Here is a 16766-nt window from a genome sequence, read left to right on the forward strand (position 1 = left end):
TTTGGCAATAAATTTAAACAGTGCTATTGGATTTTCTTGGTTTTTAGATCGAATTCAAATGGCACTGAATAGACACCTGCATCAAAACTAATTCCTAGAATGTTCTTTTTAAGATAAAAACCATCTGCATTTTTTAAATCAATTGTATGCGGATCTTCTGCATAATCTCGATATAAATATTGCAGATCAGCACTATTACATTCTTCGGTGATTGGTGTTTTGGGTAAGATACATGGTTTGAGTTCTTCACCAATTTTTCGTGAAATATTTGTTGCTGAAAGCTGATATTTTTTAATAATTTGATCTAGTGTCATGAGTTTTTTATTTTTAAGATCAATCACAAAATATCGGCTTCGATAATACGTATGACCACCTGAAATTTCTTGATTCACCCGAATACTTAAATAATCATGGTCTTGATAAATTTTGTCACTTTCAAAGTCAATCGGTACTCCCTCATCCTGTAAAAGTTGTTGTTGAATTTGTTGGTTGATCTTTTCAAAGTCTTTAGCCTGAATGTAGGGAATATTACCTGTAAATGAGCTGAATTTTTTAGGGACAGAGTGAGTAGTAAATATAGATTCTGCATAAAGATTTGTGGAAATAAGCAGAGTGAGCAAAATTATATTTTTCATTGATGCATCATCTTTTTGTTTTATATTCAAATTTTAGCATGAACTTTATGCAATTTGAGAGCCGATTAATGATTCTTCTCAGATATACGAATATGATCAATTGAGTAAACAATTGTGCCAAGTGAACTTTTTTGACTGGTGATTTGCAAAACGACTTTTTTATTTTTATATCGCTCAAATTCATCTTTATTGATTTTGAAAATAGGTAAGCAGGAGTATTTGTTCGATAAGCAATAAGTTGTATTTCCTTTAAAGCTATGTTCTTTTGTATGTGCTGCTAAAATTTCAACAGATTTGATTCCTGATACTTTCGTATAAAACATAGGAAAAAACTGAGAAAAATTAAGCCAGAATACAGGTATAAAACAGATGGGAAATATGATCAGACAATAAAGCAAAGGTCGTTTCTGAAAATTCTTCCATGAACGCGGAATGATCCATTGTTGCTTACGATATAAAAAGAAAAAATATAGAATGATGGCACAGTAAAGAGTAATTGAAGCACAAAGAGCAAAGATATTAACCGCTTTTGTTGCATGAAAATTAACAGATGAAACCCCGTAAGTTGCACTAATGAGTGAAAGAAACAGAATGAAAATCACATAATAATGGTAATAATATTTAGAAATTGAACTTTTTGACATGGCAAATTTTATTTTAAAATTTAGATAATTATAAACAAAAAGAGCGCCGAAGCGCTCTTATTTAAAAACTAAACTATGTACTTAAAAAGCTACTCATCCTTTGCCTTAGCATTAGACTTTTTCTTTTTCGGTTTAGCCTTTTTCTTCACTTTATCTTTAGCCTTTGTTTCAGGCTTCGTTGCACTGTTTTTACTAGACTTTTTACCGTAAGAACTAGGCTTTCCTTTTGATTTTTTCTTTCGAAAGGGACGTTCTCCATCGTCACTGACATTGTTATTGTCAGCATCCGATTTAACACGTGTAGGACGATCAGAAAAAACTTCTTCTTTTGCTGTTGGTTTCGCAACGCGTGGCGCACGACTACGAATCACACGACCTGCATGAGAAAGCTGTTGTAACAGCTCAAAGTCGATCTTGCGTTCTTCAATATTCACACCAGCAACTTTGATTTTCACCTCATCGCCTAAGCCAAAGACTTGCCCGCGATTTTGACCGACAAGACTTTGACTGACTTGATCAAAGACAAAGTAATCATCACCGAGTTGGCTGACATGCACCATGCCATCGACATATAAATCTTTCAGCGTCACGAATAAACCAAATTCAGCAGTCGCACTAATCACACCGACAAATTCTTCACCGATATGTTGCTGCATATAGTGACATTTCAACCAAGAAGTGACTGAGCGAGAGGCTTCATCGGCACGACGTTCGGTTGCAGAGAAGTGTTCACCTGCTTCATCCAAGGCTGAACCTGAGAGCGGATATTTCTTAGTCGTTAAACTGGCTTTGATCGCACGATGCAACAACAGATCAGGATAACGACGAATTGGTGAAGTGAAGTGCGTATACGCTTCATAAGCCAAACCATAGTGACCGACATTTTTCGGACCATAATAGGCTTGCATCATTGAGCGTAATAAGACAGCATGAATACTTGGCGCATCAATGCGATCTTTAGTTGCTTCAATGACTTTTTGATAATCGGCTTGTGTCGGCTGATCAGGGAATGGCAAACCAAGCAATTTTACAAAGTCTTTTACTTTTTGAATGCGTGAAAACTCAGGTGCTTCATGTACACGGTACAACATTGGCACTTCATTTTTTAAGCAATATTCAGCGGCTGCCACGTTGGCAAGCAACATACATTCTTCAATCAGTTTATGTGCAACATTACGTGAACGCGGTAGGATTTCTTTAATTCCACCTAACTCATCAAATGTCATATAGGTTTCAACAGTTTCGAATTCCATTGCATGGCGTTCAGCACGTAAACCTTTCAATGTTTCATACAATTGATAAAGTGTATTTAACGACTTACGAACATCACGATCTTCAGGAACTGCTTTGCTGTCACCATCTAAGTATTGAGCGACTTGGGTATAAGTCAAACGTGCTTTTGAATGCATCACAGACGGGTAGAATTCAAACTTCGTCACACGACCTGCACGACTTAAATTCAAATCACAGACCATACACAAACGGTCAACGTGTGGATTTAAAGAACACAAACCATTCGACAGTGCTTCAGGCAACATTGGCAAGACGAAATGTGGGAAATATACCGATGTACCACGTTCTTGCGCTTCATCATCCAAAGGTTTACCGATGCGGACATAGTGGCTGACATCGGCAATTGCCACCACAACACGATAACCGCCACCCGGACGCTTTTCAGCATAAACTGCATCATCGAAGTCGCGTGCATCTTCACCATCAATGGTAACTAAAGGCAAATCACGCAAATCAATACGACCCGCACGATCTTTTGCCGAAGGCTCTTTAAAGCTTTCAGCTTCTTTTACAACTTCTTCTGGAAATTCGTACGGTAAACCATATTCTAAAATGGTTTGTGGAATAATGATTTCTGTATCCGCTTTATCCGCCATGGATTGGATGATATGACCTGTGGCAAATTCATCACGGGTTGGATAATCATCAATTTCGACACGAATTGAATCGCCAACTTTAGCTTTGGCATGCTCAATCAGTTCTTTTTCTAAGGTAATCGGCTGATGTGCATTGGGATTTGAAGGTTGAATAAAATATTCATCTTCAAATTCAGCGACTTTACCAATCAGTTGTTTCACGCGGCGCTGTGTCACTTCAGTGATATAGCCCCAAGCTTTACCTTTACGATCTACTGAGGTTTGTTGGACTTTTACACGGTCGCCGTGGAAGACTTGGCGCAGTTCACGTTCAGGGAGTAAAAACTCTTCTTTTTTACCATCAATACTGGCAACACCTAAGCCTTTAGAGTTGACATAAACGGTCGCATCTAAGGTTGGTTGGTCTGCCATGAGTTGGTATTTAAAACCATCTTTCATCAGTTGACCATCACGCACCATTGCGCTTAAACGATGGCTCAACGCATCTATACTTTTTTGATCGGCAATTTCAAATGCTTCCACTAAATCAGCATGTGATTGTGGTTCTTGTTTTTGTTCTATCGTTTCAAGGATAAGGGTACGACTTGGGATAGGATTGTCGTAACGTTCGGCTTCAGCTTTCGCTTCAGGATCGACCCAATTTTTCATCATGTATTTGGTTTCTATTCAGAAGATAGGATTAGCATAAGTCATACAGGCAAATACTGCACGTAATTGATTGCAATATTGTGTTTTAAATTTTGATTTACGAAATTTTTTTTAAATTTTAAGCTAAATGATTATTTTGCAGCATAAAAAAAATACAAAATGATGAAAATTGCTTAAAAAGTATTTAATTGAGTAAATTTCTCTATTTTTTTTAATGTCATCCCTTGCCGAATCGGCTTTTAGTTTGTATTATGGCGGCTCGTTACGGTGAGATGGGTGAGTGGCTGAAACCACATCCCTGCTAAGGATGCATACGGGTAACTGTATCGAGGGTTCGAATCCCTCTCTCACCGCCAACGAATACTTATGATGCGCTCATAGCTCAGCTGGATAGAGCACTTGGCTACGAACTAAGGGGTCGGGAGTTCGAATCTCTCTGAGCGCACCAATTTAAATAAGTATTCGAAAAGTGACGAAGCCTTTATAGGCAATCAGGTACGCGCTCATAGCTCAGCTGGATAGAGCACTTGGCTACGAACTAAGGGGTCGGGAGTTCGAATCTCTCTGAGCGCACCAACTTGATGAAATTAACCGCTTAATTGCGGTTTTTTTGTGTCTGTGATTTGAGAGCTAATTACTGTAAAATTTTGATTTATTTATAAAAATAAATGAATGTGAAAATAATCATAATAACGATACTGATATATAGCCGTTTCTTTGATGGTGATTTAACAGGTTTTATTTCTAGTTTTGCTTTTTCATTTTGTTTTAACCATTGATCAAGTTCAGGATAAGGCAGTAATTCCTCACCAAAACCATCTATGTCTAAATAGCGATCTTTAGGGACTTCAAGCTTAAAATTTGTAGGAAGCCACATTTTTGATGGTGAGATATAATTCGGATTTTTTTGTTTCTCATCAATAAAATGAACCATATCAATCATGCATTCTTTAGCTTCTTCACTAAAGGGGTCAATCGACATTCCCATAATATCAGTGACATTTAATTCAACGTTAAAGGTTGGAATACGTTCGAAATACGCTAAGAAAAGTTTAGCCAAAACTTCAGCTTTATCATTGTTATAAAGCGTAGACCAAATGTTTAATCTTGATTTGAATGTATCGCAAGCCTTTAAAACCGATGCGCTGAATGTGTAATAGGTTGAATCGTCTTCATCTTTAAGTGTAGTGATGTCTTCAACGGTAAATAAAGCAATCCAAAACAGTGGAATGGCATATTTTACTTCCAGATATTCATCGGTTTCTTCATTGTATGTTTCTTTGTCTTTCGCAATCCAAAGTGTTGAATAATGTCCCATTATTTTTCTACTTTCTAAGTTTTTATCTATTGGACTAAAATAAACGATCTTTCATTCTAACGGAATAGAGCGACTATTTTTGTCGCGCTGTGATATTTCTAAGCGCTAAATGAAGATGAAAAGCTTTAAAATAAAGAGAAGAATAGAAGTATTGAAAGAACATGAAAAAATATACAGACGGATATTATATTTACCAGCATATTGATTTTGTTTGTCATTTCAATCTACAACAATGTGATGGCTGTAATCGAACAATGACAGGCTTTGTTTATGAGCTTCAGATTCAAAGTTTTGATAATGAATCCGTAATTTTCTGTGCTGAATGTATGGAGCAGTTGGAGTTGGTTGCAACAGACTAACGATGCAATCTAACTGTCGAATTATATTTTTAAAGAAAATGTATTTTTAAATTAAACAATATTCATTCATTTTTATCGAAAAGCTTATCTGATAACAATATTTATTTAGAAAAAATAACCACTGTAAGATTGTTTCAAATCACTTTTTCTGCTTTAGCGCAAAGCATCATAAAATATTTGGACGAATTCTTTGAACTGGCAATATATCTACAGTGTGATGCCACAGTTTGTTTCAGCAACTCTGACGACACTCAAAATTTCAATGATTAGCATCATACTTGCCATAGTGGTTGGTTTAATTTGCAGTGTCTTAATCACGTATAAAATCAAGATATTCGACAAAATAGCCAAAATTTATATCGAAATCTCACGTAATACACCGCTACTTATTCAGCTCTTTTTCCTCTACTACGGTCTACCAAAACTCGGTATTAAAATTGATGGTTTTACTTGTGGTGTGATTGGGCTGACTTTCCTTGGTGGAAGCTATATGGCAGAAGCTTTTCGAGCAGGTTTGCAAGCTGTTGCAAAAGGGCAAATAGATTCAGGGGAAAGCATTGGGTTAAGTCCAGTACAAGTTTTTCAATACGTTATTTTTCCGCAAGCTTTAGCTGTTTCGATTCCTGCGATTGGTGCGAATTGTTTATTCCTTATCAAAGAAAGTTCAGTCGTCAGTGCCATCGCCGTGGTGGAGTTGTTATTTGTCACCAAAGACTTGATTGGTATGGATTACAAAACCACGGAAGCATTATTTCTACTGATTATGTCTTACCTAATTATTTTATTACCTGTGTCCATTCTCACCAGTTATTTGGAATATCGTAGTCGGAAGGTGAGCCATGGAGTTTAATTACTTATTTCAGCCAGATCATCTCTATCGCTTGCTACAAGGCTTATGGATCACTGCAAAAATTGCTTTTATTTCCGTATTTTTTTCAGCGATTTTTGGCACGGTTTTCGGGGTGATTATGACCTCAAAAAATCTATTCATTAAAAGTTTGTGTCGTCTGTATTTAGAAATCATCCGAATTATTCCGATTCTCGTTTTGCTGTTCGTTTTCTACTTTGGTTTTGCCACTTGGTTCAATTGGCAGTTTTCAGCAGTGGTGGTATGTATCGTGGTTTTTGTACTTTGGGGCACTGCGGAAATGGGGGATCTGGTTCGAGCTGCGATTACGTCTATAGATCAGCATCAGCGAGATTCAGCGTATGCACTGGGGTTAAGCCAGAATCAAACATTATTCTATGTGGTTTTTCCGCAAAGCCTAAAACGGGTTACACCAGGGGCAATTAATCTATTCACACGGATGGTGAAAACCAGTTCATTGGCAGTACTGATCGGTGTGGTGGAAGTAATTAAAGTCGGACAGCAAATTATTGAAAATTCATTGTTAATCGTCCCGAATGCTTCGCTATGGATTTATGGTTTGATCTTTATTTTATATTTTCTGATTTGCTATCCCTTATCACGTTTGGCGACACATTTAGAAAAAGTTTGGGAGACACCATGACTTTGTTATCTATACAAGATTTACAGAAATCATTTGCAGAAAGTCATATTTTACAAGGCATTGATTTGGACGTAAAACTAGGTGAAGTGGTGGTGATTCTCGGCCCATCAGGTTGTGGGAAAAGCACCTTATTGCGTTGTATCAATGGCTTGGAGAAAATTCAAAGTGGGACGATTCATTTACAAGGTTCAGGTGTTCTAGGTACAGATTTACCTTGGGTCAATGTTCGTCAAAAAATCGGCATGGTGTTTCAAAACTATGAACTTTTTGGACATATGAATGTGATTGATAACATTCTTCTTGGTCCGCTTAAAGTTCAAAAAAGAAGTCGTGCTGAAGCGGAAAAAGTCGCAGATGAGTTGTTAAAGCGGGTCGGATTGTATGAGCGAAAGCAAGATTATCCACGACAACTATCAGGTGGACAGAAGCAACGAATCGCCATCGTGCGTTCGTTGGTGATGCAGCCGCAGGTCATTCTTTTAGATGAAATTACCGCCGCTTTAGATCCAGAAATGGTACGCGAAGTTTTAGATGTCGTTTTAAAACTTGCCCATGAGGGAATGACCATGTTGATCGTCACACATGAAATGTCATTTGCTCGAAAGGTCGCAGATCGGATTATTTTTATGGATAAGGGCAAAATTATTGAACAAGCTACGCCTGAGCAATTTTTTGAGCATCCACAAACTGAACGTACCAAAGCCTTTTTAAATATGTTGAATTATTAGTTTTATCGCGAAACCGATATTGTAAATTTTGTGTGAATAATAGGATGAAAATAATGAATTTATCTTTAAAAAATCTTAGTCATGTATTGGCTGCAACAGTTTTGAGTTTGGGTTTGGTGGCATGTAATAAAAATGCACCGACAGCGGAGAAAAAAGCTGAGACTGAAACAAACGTATCAAGCATTGAGCAAATTAAGAAAAATGGTGTGGTGCGCATCGGGGTATTTAGTGATAAACCACCTTTTGGTTATTTGGATGCACAAGGTAAAAACCAAGGTTTTGATGTTGAAATTGCCAAGCATGTTGCTAAAGATCTATTGGGTGATGAAAACAAAGTTGAGTTCGTACTCACTGAAGCGGCAAACCGTGTGGAATATTTAAAAGCCAATAAAGTCGATATTATTTTTGCTAATTTCACGGTAACGCCTGAGCGTAAAGAAGTTGTTGATTTTGCGAAACCTTATTTAAAAGTATCTTTGGGAGTGGTTTCTCCAAAAGCCAAGCCGATCACGGATATTGCACAATTGAAAGATCAAACCTTGTTGGTGAATAAAGGCACAACAGCAGATTCATTCTTCACGAAGTCACATCCTGAAATTAAGTTGCAAAAATACGAGCAAAATACTGAAACCTTTGATGCACTGAAAGATGGTCGTGGTGTGGCTTTAGCACATGACAATCTTTTGGTTCTGGCTTGGGCAAAAGAGAATCCCAACTATACAGTAGGCATTACCAGTCTAGGTCAGCATGACTTGATCGCCCCTGCGGTGAAAAAAGGTGATAAAGCATTGTTGGATTGGCTCAATCAAGATTTAGAAAAATTATCTAAAGAAGGTGTTATTCAACAAGCCTATGAAAAAACCTTAAAACCAGTTTATGGTGATACGATTGATCCGAAAGATTTACTAGTAGAATAAATTTGAATGGGTTTAATGATGTTTTGATGGATTTATCTACGATATTTGGATTGGGTGCTTATTTCCTAAACATACAGTCTAAAAAGATAGATAAAACGCTTTTCAATAAAGTGAAAAGGCGTATAATGCGTCCCATCAAGACGTCGCGCTCATAGCTCAGCTGGATAGAGCACTTGGCTACGAACTAAGGGGTCGGGAGTTCGAATCTCTCTGAGCGCACCAACTTGATCATCGAAAGATGTAAAATTGACAAGAAACCGCTTCATTGCGGTTTTTTTGTGTCTGAAAATTATAAGATTATTCAATCAGTATCATTCAGTTTTTTCTAGCTGATCTGTGTCTTCAAGCTCGGAAGGTTCATGCTCTTTCGCATGCTCAAGCTGAGAAATATCCATTTTAATATTGTCTGAAATGACCACACTACGTCCAAACATTCGTCCAAAAATGACAAGACAGGAAAGTTCTTTAGGCAATGTTTTTAATTGCTTAAACTCATAGACACAATTCAGTTTAGATGCATCATTTTCAGGACAAATACTAAATAAAACATCATATTTAAAATGATGATTCTCATAAACGATCAGGTTATCTTCAAATTCATTTGCAGCAATAGAGCCTGTGACTTCAAATTGGTCATTCACAGGGCAACGAAAATGCGCATAATGAAAGCGATATTCATCATAAATTTTATGTAATGGTTTTTCACTCAAAGCTGTGGTGTTAAACATGAGATAACCATGTTCATCTAATGCCTCGATTTTTTGTGGAGGGACATAGGTATATTCGGGTTCAAGCGTAATAGGAACTTGATATTCAGGCATTTCCTCACATGCAACCAATAAAAATGCGCATGTACTGACTAAATATTGGCGACATCCCTTTAACATATAATCCTTGTCTATTCTTAACTCTATGGTTTAATTTTCTGCGCAAATAATGCATTGGCTCCAACCGCAGGCAACATTTCATGATATGGCAAACTACGTGCGGCTCTAAGTAGGAAAGGTGCTTTGTCATCAATTTTCATTGCTGTGGTCATTTTTAATAAAGCATCACCATTGCCATGTGCAACAAACTGAATCTGTCCTTTTAAATAACGCAAGTCCCCACCATTGGCATAAAAATTATTTTCAGTTGGTTTTGGATAGGTAAAGTGCATTTTAAAATCAAACGGAATACTGATTACACCTAAGCCGACACTAATTTTAAACTCAGTATCTTGCCCCTGAGCAGTGATGGGTTCAACTTTAATATTCTTTATCTGATTGGGCAATATTTCCTTATAAGACAAAGGTTGTGTCCACTTTTGCAGCTGCTGTGGTGTGGCATTGTAATATTGATATGTCGTGGTGAATCTTAGTGCTTCTCGACCATGCGTATAAGGTACAGTTGTTGGATTCAGTACCAAACTTACAGGTTGTTGTGAACTTGCACTGACTTGTGCAATTTTATTGATTTGCGTTGTATTCAGTTGAGGGCTTGGTAATTGTCCTGCATTCAGTGCAGTGACTTTTTTAGCTGTGTATTTATTCTTTAAAGCCTCCATCACAAATGCGCCTGAACCGCTAGGAATGGCAAGTTTGACTTCAGGGAACGCATTTAAAATTTTCTTAAATAAAAAGCCTTGTGGCTGATTTAAGTCACCCCATTGGGTTAGGGTAATTAAGGTCTTGTTTTCACCTAAACTAAACCATTCAAATTTACCTAAACCATAGGGAATAGGACCACTGATGACCATGGTTGAAATGCTGTTTTGCCCAATTTGATGTTGCATCACGACATCTTCATTGAAATTCAACACAGGAATTGGGGTAGGAATCGAAATTTTATATTTGAGCTGACTGACATTGCCTGCTTGTTCTAAAACCTTAGCAGATTTAAGCGTCGGAAATAATCCAACATATTGATTATAATTGCTTAATGTTTTGGCAACGTCTTGGGTACTGACAGGAACGACGATTGCTGCGGTAGAAAATTTAGCTATGGGCTGAGGATTTTTAACCAATGTAGGGAGCGAGGTTTTTATAGCAGGATGTGAATAAATCAAAATCTGATCTTGTGCTATGGATGCAATTTCTTGGGCATTATTATCAAATGGTTTTAAGGCACTGGGAATATTATCTGACCAAGTGACTAGTTTTGCGAAACTCAGTGGACTAATACTTGCTAAAAAAATCAGGCAGATAGGCGCAGAAAAATGGTTCATTGCAATTCCTTTTGTATATTTTCAATTGTTTTTATTTGAGGGTTTTCTATAAATAACTGATGTTACGCTTTTTTAAAGTAGTGACTCATTTTTAAACTATTTTAAGGTTTACTTAATGGAGTCTTACATCAAAAGTTTTAATTTCAGGATTAGCCTTCGGCTCGAGGTACTTTTGTTTCGGCAAAAGTACCCAAAACCATTGTCATCCGCAGAACTCGTCAAGTTTCATCAAATTATTCACTAATTCGCAGAAACATTTTTAATTAGAATGAGTCCTGCCTCAGACAATTGCGGATGACGTTTCCGCGTATCAACTGTATTAGTGAGATCAAAAGCAAAATTTTGATGTTGCTACGTAATATCGGTAATAAACATATTTAAATGATTTAGCTTTAAAAAATAGAGGTGTTGTGTAATTTGGGATGAAAATCATCATGTCAACGCACAATCTGGTGTACTATTTGGGCATCGAATTTTTTGTATTGAAGCACTATGTCAGACAGTAAGCCTGCATTATCTGCACGTTATTATTTAAATTTAGAAGAATCACAAGATGGTTTTAAACTAGCAACTTTTGGTAAAAAGCAAATTACTCAAATGCTAACGCCTTTAGTGAGCGTGGGGATTATCATTTGGGGGATTTATCTTGTGATCAATAACAGCAGTGTGGGTCAGTATTATATTGGTCTAGGTGCTTTTTTTCTGCTGTTACAAATGTTGATGCGTTATTGGTTTTTACCGATGATGTTTAAACGCCAATTTGTGAAATATCAATTTGGTAAAAGCGAGCAAGGTATTGAACTGTTTCAAGAATATCTGGAATTGTTCAGTAGTGGTCGTCCAAAGAAAATTCATCACTATACTGATGTGGCGAAATTCGCTGAAGGCAAATTGACCTATATGATTGAGTTAAAAGATCGTACTGTGGTGATTGTGCCAAAACGTGCATTTGAAAGCTCAGAAGATAAAACACTTTTTGTAAATACATTTAAAAAACCATGATTTTAAAATTCATGTAGTTGTTATTTTGATGATAAATAGGAAGGGAAGAATATGAGTACACGTCCATCTAAAATTGTCTGCGTCGGTCGTAGCTATGCTGCACATATCGCTGAGTTGGGAAATGCTACACCAGATCGTCCTGTCTTATTTATTAAACCACCGAGCAGTTTAGTTTCTTTGCAAGAGGGTATTGCTTGGAATGAAAATTGGGGCAGTTTGCACCATGAGTGTGAAGTCACTTTACGTATTGATCAGCCACTAAAAGGTGAAACCAATCCTGAGAAAGCGTTGGAAGCGATTGGTGCTGTGACGCTCGGTTTAGATTTGACCTTACGTGATCTTCAAGATGATTTAAAGAAAAAAGGCCAGCCTTGGGAGCGAGCAAAAGCTTTTGATGGTTCATGTGTACTGGCTGATTGGGTGAGTATTGATGAAGTGAAAGCATGGGATGCGATCACCTTTGAATTTGCTATCAATGATCAAGTGCGCCAGAAAGGTGATACCTCTTTATTGATTTTTGATATTGGTTATTTACTTGCAGACATTAGCCAAGTGTTTGCGTTAGAGCCTGGTGATGTGGTGATGACAGGTACACCCGCAGGCGTAGGTGCTTTGGCTTCAGGCGATCAATTAACCATGACATTAAATGGTCAGAGCCAAGATTTTGTTTGGAAAACCTTTGTGAAATAATCCATTTATTCCACCAGAAAAAATATTGAAAAGCAGATCAAATATGTCTTTGATCTGCTTTTTTTATGATTATTAAAAATAACTAATTGAAATATTTAGAAACTCTTGTAACAAATTATTATTCATTTAATTGATGATTTTGACTAACCTAAATCTATTTTTGTGATATGGTGTATTTTCTTTGTATGAGTTTTATTCTTATTTAGAGATATTTTGTTGCATAAACAATGTGCTTTTCTCTAAGAACTCATATGCATTTGTATCAGCATCCTAATTTGAACGATGATGTTTATCCTAGAATTAAGATTCTATTCTTTCTTTTTTTTTCAAAATAAAGATGATTCTTATGGAGTTTTACTTCTAGCAGACTCGTCGATCTTTAGGAGCTTTTTTCAAAGAACTCAAAACTAATGGAGATAGCAATGACGAGAATTGCAATTGTCGGAGCGGGCCCAAGTGGCATGGCTCAACTAAGAGCATTTCAATCAGCAAAGGCCAAAGGTCTGCAAGTTCCAGAAATTGTATGTTTCGAAAAACAAGACGATTGGGGCGGACTATGGAACTACACTTGGCGTACAGGTGTAGATGCACATGGCGAAGCGGTACACGGAAGTATGTATCGTTATTTATGGTCAAATGGACCAAAAGAAGCATTGGAGTTCGCAGACTATACGTTTGATGAACATTTTAAAAAACCGATAGCATCCTATCCACCACGCGCCGTGCTTTGGGATTATATTAAAGGACGTGTTGAAAAAGCGGGTGTGAAAGATCAAGTCCGTTTTAATACGGCAGTTCAACAGATTGATTATGATCAACATACTGAACAATTCACGGTTCAAGTCTGTGACCATGCACAAGATCAAGTGTATTCAGAACAATTCGACTATGTTGTTGTTGCATCTGGACATTTCTCAACACCGAAAGTGCCAGAATATGAGGGTTTTGATCAATTTAATGGTCGGATTCTACATGCACATGATTTCCGTGATGCTGTTGAATTTAAAGGCAAAACGATACTCATCGTTGGTAGTAGTTATTCTGCTGAAGATGTCGGTTCACAGTGTTATAAATATGGTGCAAAACAGATTTATAGCTGTTATCGCAGTCAACCGATGGGTTATAAGTGGCCAAAAAACTGGGCTGAAAAGCAACAACTGTTAAAAGTCGATGAAAGCAAAGCATATTTTGCTGATGGTAGTTCTGCCAAGATTGATGCCATTATTCTTTGTACAGGTTATTTGCATCATTTTCCGTATATGGCGGAAGATTTAAAGCTTAAAACTCACAATTGCTTATATCCACAATCGCTATATCAAGGCGTGGTTTGGGAAAATAATCCAAAACTGTTCTATTTAGGTATGCAAGACCAGTGGTACACTTTCAATATGTTTGATGCGCAAGCATGGTATGTGCGTGACATCATTTTGGGTCAAATTGATTTACCTGAGCAAGCGGAGATGCAAGCCCATTCACAAAAGTGGATTGCACGAGAAAGCAAGCTAAAAACGTCTGAGCAAATGGTGAAGTTTCAAGGTGAATATATCAAGCAATTGATTACTCAAACCGACTATCCAAGTTTTAACATTGATGCGGTAAATGAAATTTTTATGCAATGGAAAAAGCATAAAAAAGACAACATTATGGGCTTTAGAGATAAAACGTATCGTTCAGTGATGACAGGGAAAATGTCGAAGCCACATCATACGCCGTGGTTATATGCACTGGATGATTCTTTGGAAGCGTATCTCGATACTGAAAACAGAGAACAACAAGCCATATAGTTTCATTTGGCAATTCATGTAAATGGGTCGCTGAATAAAATATTGATCAATATTTTAAAATCCAAAAAGAGCTGTAGTTTTGCAGCTCTTTTTTATTGACTTTTAGAAAGTGAATAGAACAGGACTTTTAAAAGGGATGCGAAACATGATATATTTCATTAAACGTTTGTTCAGTGAAAATGTTGATGGCAAATTTACGTCAAGACCAAGCGCAAGAAACTAAAGAGAAATTATTGGTACAAGCAAGAAAATTATTTGCTGAAAAAGGCTATGCCAATACGTCGATTCGTGCCTTGGCGAAGTCTCTAGATATGTCGGAAGGGATTCTCTACCATCATTTTTCAGGTGGAAAGCGTGAAATTTTAGCAGTCATGGTGCAACAAGGTCTGGCTGAAGTGTTGATGGCCTTGAACCAAAAAAATCACAATTTAGAACAACAGCCCTTAGCCATTGTTTTAGCAACGCTTTATGAAATGTGCGAGCAACTTTTTAATCAAAGCCCTGAATTATTGAAAATTATCATGCGTGAAAGTGATGTGATGGGGCTTGAAGAAGTGCATATTATTCAAAATGTGATTCGTTCGCGGATTGAATGGTTGGCAAATCTATTAAGACAGCGTTGTGCTTTGGGTGAAGTGCGTGAGATGAATTTTGAATTGTCTGCACAACAGTTTCTTGCCATGAGCATCCAATATGCTTTGGGGAAATTATTGAATATGAATGTGGGTTATTCATTGTCAAAGCAACAAGATCGTCAGGCGATTGTTGAACATACTTTGATGCTTTGGGCACCGATTTCTTAAATTTTTTAATTTTTAACTGAACGTTTGTTCAGTAAGTTTTATTCATTCATGAGGTATTCACATGTATTTTGGACACTTTGCAGTAGGCATGGCATTAAAAGCCAAATATCCACAAACACCTGTTTTACCTGTCATCTTGGGAGCAGGGTTTTTAGACTTAATTAATGGGACTTTGGTGGCGACAGGCATCGAAAAAGTTACGCCAAATTTGGATGCTTTACCTTATTTATATTTTGATTTGACCTTTATTGATTGGGATCATTCTTTATTGATGGCAATCATTTGGTCGCTCTTTTGGGGTGCGTTATTTTTTAAAAATAAGCAAATCGCCATCATTGCGACCTTATCTTGTTTTCTGCATTTTATCGCAGACTTACCGATGCATAATGCTGATATGGCATTGTATCCCTTTGCGCAACAACATCTAGGTTTGGGGTTATGGGGCAAATTGGGAATAGGTGCATGGGTTTTAGAAATTGTATTTTCAATTGTTCTATTGGCTTATGCATTTATTCAGCATAAAAAGCAGGGCGAGAATATCTTCTGGCAAGTGGTTTTGATTGGATTGTTGGCTGTGCAAATGTCACCGTGGACATCACCAATGAAACATGTCGCAATGCTATCTGAACCCAATGCTTCAATCACACATGGTATTTTTGTGGCGATTGGATTTGTAATTCCAACGTTGATTTTGGCAGTGCTATATCGCCGTAGTGGAAAACGGAAATTACAACTTTCGGCTTGAGTCAGATTTCGAGTGATCTCCTAAATTGATCAGGCGTCACTTCCATCCAACGCTTAAACATGGCAATAAAAGCCGAGGCATTGGCATAACCCAAATCTAGTGCAATGCCTTCAACGGTTTTTCCTTCACTTAACATACTCATGGCTTTCATTACTTTTAAGCGTTGTCGCCATTCATTTAACGACATGCTCAGTTCTTTTTGTGCCAAACGCGCAAGGGTGCGTTCTGTGGTATTGATCTGCATAGCCAGTTCAGACAGGGCACTCTGATCAGCTGGATTGTCATGTAGATAATTCAAAATTTGCTTGAGCGTCGGATGATCGGTATGTGGTAAATAACTTGCCACATATTGTGCATGGTGCAACTGATCAAGAAGCACTTGTAAGAGCCGTAAATGTTCAGCTGTATCCGTAATCGGGTGTTGTTTTAAATGCAATAAAATTGCACTGACCAAAGGTGCGGTTAATAAAATCCCCGCCTGTTGTGGTAGTTGTTGACATAATGATTCGTGAATATACAAGGTTGCATGGGATACCGAGGTACGGTTTAAACCACTATGTTGCAAATTCGGGGGTAACCACAAGCCATAAGGGGGCGGGGTAATATAATTGGTCTGATCAATATTCACTTCCATCACGCCATTAAAGGCATAGACAAATTCTCCCCAAGCATGCCCATGAAGAGGATAAATCGACAATGCAGGATCATCTCGAAAATCAATCCAAAGTGGTGCTTCAATTTCATCATTGGTCAATAATTGAGTGTAATTTTCAGCTTGTAGGGCTTTTTTATTGATTTTATGGGGCATCTGAAATTTGCCTGAATTTGAGGATGGTTTGTCTGTCTTGGAGTATATCTTATAAAAGTGACAGGATTATAGTGAGTCT

At 37.3% G+C, this 16766-nt stretch carries 17 protein-coding genes and 4 tRNA genes; 14 read left to right on the forward strand and 7 right to left on the reverse strand.

The features are described 5' to 3' along the window. Nucleotides 1–23: 23 nt before the first annotated feature. The 3 genes from EXE10_RS14120 to rnr form a co-directional block, all read right to left on the reverse strand. Nucleotides 24–635: a hypothetical protein gene (locus EXE10_RS14120; protein WP_130113797.1), complete on the reverse strand. Its 612-nt coding sequence runs from the start codon at nt 633–635 to the stop codon at nt 24–26. Between the two features lie 65 nt (nt 636–700). Next, complete coding sequence (locus EXE10_RS14125) at nt 701–1279, reverse strand: hypothetical protein (protein ID WP_130113798.1); 579 nt, start codon at nt 1277–1279, stop codon at nt 701–703. 89 nt (nt 1280–1368) lie between these two features. Continuing rightward, nucleotides 1369–3819: a ribonuclease R gene (rnr, locus tag EXE10_RS14130; RefSeq protein ID WP_130113799.1), complete on the reverse strand. Its 2451-nt coding sequence runs from the start codon at nt 3817–3819 to the stop codon at nt 1369–1371. A 263-nt stretch (nt 3820–4082) separates the two neighbouring features. On the opposite strand from rnr, the gene EXE10_RS14135 reads away from it, so the two are divergent. The 3 genes from EXE10_RS14135 to EXE10_RS14145 all read left to right on the forward strand — a co-directional run bounded on the left by EXE10_RS14135 (nt 4083) and on the right by EXE10_RS14145 (nt 4392). Beyond that, a tRNA-Ser gene (locus EXE10_RS14135) sits at nt 4083–4172 on the forward strand. A gap of 15 nt (nt 4173–4187) precedes the next feature. Next, a tRNA-Arg gene (locus EXE10_RS14140) sits at nt 4188–4264 on the forward strand. Between the two features lie 51 nt (nt 4265–4315). Further along, nucleotides 4316–4392: transfer RNA gene (locus tag EXE10_RS14145), tRNA-Arg, on the forward strand. A gap of 76 nt (nt 4393–4468) precedes the next feature. Here EXE10_RS14145 and EXE10_RS14150 read toward each other — a convergent pair. Further along, nucleotides 4469–5134 carry a hypothetical protein gene (locus EXE10_RS14150; protein WP_130113800.1) on the reverse strand — a complete coding sequence of 222 codons (666 nt, stop codon included), beginning with the start codon at nt 5132–5134 and terminating at the stop codon, nt 4469–4471. A gap of 161 nt (nt 5135–5295) precedes the next feature. Here EXE10_RS14150 and EXE10_RS14155 point away from each other — a divergent pair, with 161 nt between their 5' ends. The 6 genes from EXE10_RS14155 to EXE10_RS14180 all read left to right on the forward strand — a co-directional run bounded on the left by EXE10_RS14155 (nt 5296) and on the right by EXE10_RS14180 (nt 8871). Beyond that, nucleotides 5296–5493 carry a hypothetical protein gene (locus EXE10_RS14155; protein WP_130113801.1) on the forward strand — a complete coding sequence of 66 codons (198 nt, stop codon included), beginning with the start codon at nt 5296–5298 and terminating at the stop codon, nt 5491–5493. 190 nt (nt 5494–5683) lie between these two features. Beyond that, nucleotides 5684–6343: an amino acid ABC transporter permease gene (locus tag EXE10_RS14160; protein ID WP_068973603.1), complete on the forward strand. Its 660-nt coding sequence runs from the start codon at nt 5684–5686 to the stop codon at nt 6341–6343. Beyond that, on the forward strand, nt 6333–7004 hold the full coding sequence (locus EXE10_RS14165) for an amino acid ABC transporter permease (RefSeq protein WP_130113802.1): 672 nt from the start codon (nt 6333–6335) through the stop codon (nt 7002–7004). Before EXE10_RS14160 ends, EXE10_RS14165 begins: the two co-directional genes overlap by 11 nt. Then, nucleotides 7001–7732, forward strand: a complete 732-nt coding sequence (locus tag EXE10_RS14170) for an amino acid ABC transporter ATP-binding protein (RefSeq protein WP_130113803.1) — start codon at nt 7001–7003, stop codon at nt 7730–7732. Before EXE10_RS14165 ends, EXE10_RS14170 begins: the two co-directional genes overlap by 4 nt. Before the next feature lie 53 nt (nt 7733–7785). Further along, complete coding sequence (locus EXE10_RS14175; RefSeq protein WP_068973606.1) at nt 7786–8649, forward strand: cysteine ABC transporter substrate-binding protein; 864 nt, start codon at nt 7786–7788, stop codon at nt 8647–8649. A 145-nt stretch (nt 8650–8794) separates the two neighbouring features. Beyond that, a tRNA-Arg gene (locus tag EXE10_RS14180) sits at nt 8795–8871 on the forward strand. Nucleotides 8872–8960: 89 nt separating this feature from the next. Here the strand turns inward: EXE10_RS14180 and EXE10_RS14185 are convergent. Beyond that, entirely contained in the window at nt 8961–9536 is a 576-nt protein-coding gene (locus EXE10_RS14185; RefSeq protein ID WP_130113804.1) for a hypothetical protein, read from the reverse strand. Between the two features lie 23 nt (nt 9537–9559). Then, the gene (locus EXE10_RS14190) at nt 9560–10855 is read right to left on the reverse strand and encodes an SRPBCC family protein (protein ID WP_130113805.1); all 1296 of its coding nucleotides are present in this window, start codon (nt 10853–10855) and stop codon (nt 9560–9562) included. Between the two features lie 492 nt (nt 10856–11347). On the opposite strand from EXE10_RS14190, the gene EXE10_RS14195 reads away from it, so the two are divergent. The 5 genes from EXE10_RS14195 to EXE10_RS14215 all read left to right on the forward strand — a co-directional run bounded on the left by EXE10_RS14195 (nt 11348) and on the right by EXE10_RS14215 (nt 15879). Next, a complete protein-coding gene (locus EXE10_RS14195) occupies nt 11348–11857 on the forward strand; it encodes a YcxB family protein (protein WP_068973609.1) in 510 nt (169 codons plus the stop codon). 51 nt (nt 11858–11908) lie between these two features. Next, nucleotides 11909–12547: a fumarylacetoacetate hydrolase family protein gene (locus EXE10_RS14200; protein WP_130113806.1), complete on the forward strand. Its 639-nt coding sequence runs from the start codon at nt 11909–11911 to the stop codon at nt 12545–12547. 422 nt (nt 12548–12969) lie between these two features. Next, nucleotides 12970–14331 (forward strand): NAD(P)-binding domain-containing protein, encoded by a 1362-nt coding sequence (locus EXE10_RS14205; RefSeq protein WP_130113807.1) that lies wholly within the window; start codon nt 12970–12972, stop codon nt 14329–14331. A 185-nt stretch (nt 14332–14516) separates the two neighbouring features. Further along, nucleotides 14517–15134 (forward strand): TetR/AcrR family transcriptional regulator, encoded by a 618-nt coding sequence (locus EXE10_RS14210; protein WP_165383024.1) that lies wholly within the window; start codon nt 14517–14519, stop codon nt 15132–15134. Between the two features lie 61 nt (nt 15135–15195). Beyond that, the gene (locus EXE10_RS14215; protein WP_130113809.1) at nt 15196–15879 is read left to right on the forward strand and encodes a hypothetical protein; all 684 of its coding nucleotides are present in this window, start codon (nt 15196–15198) and stop codon (nt 15877–15879) included. 1 nt (nt 15880) lies between these two features. Here EXE10_RS14215 and EXE10_RS14220 read toward each other — a convergent pair whose 3' ends face one another. Then, nucleotides 15881–16687 carry an AraC family transcriptional regulator gene (locus EXE10_RS14220; RefSeq protein WP_130113810.1) on the reverse strand — a complete coding sequence of 269 codons (807 nt, stop codon included), beginning with the start codon at nt 16685–16687 and terminating at the stop codon, nt 15881–15883. Nucleotides 16688–16766: the final 79 nt, after the last annotated feature.

The sequence above is a fragment of the Acinetobacter sp. WCHAc060033 genome, from assembly GCF_004209125.1.
GTDB classification, from domain to species: domain Bacteria; phylum Pseudomonadota; class Gammaproteobacteria; order Pseudomonadales; family Moraxellaceae; genus Acinetobacter; species Acinetobacter wuhouensis.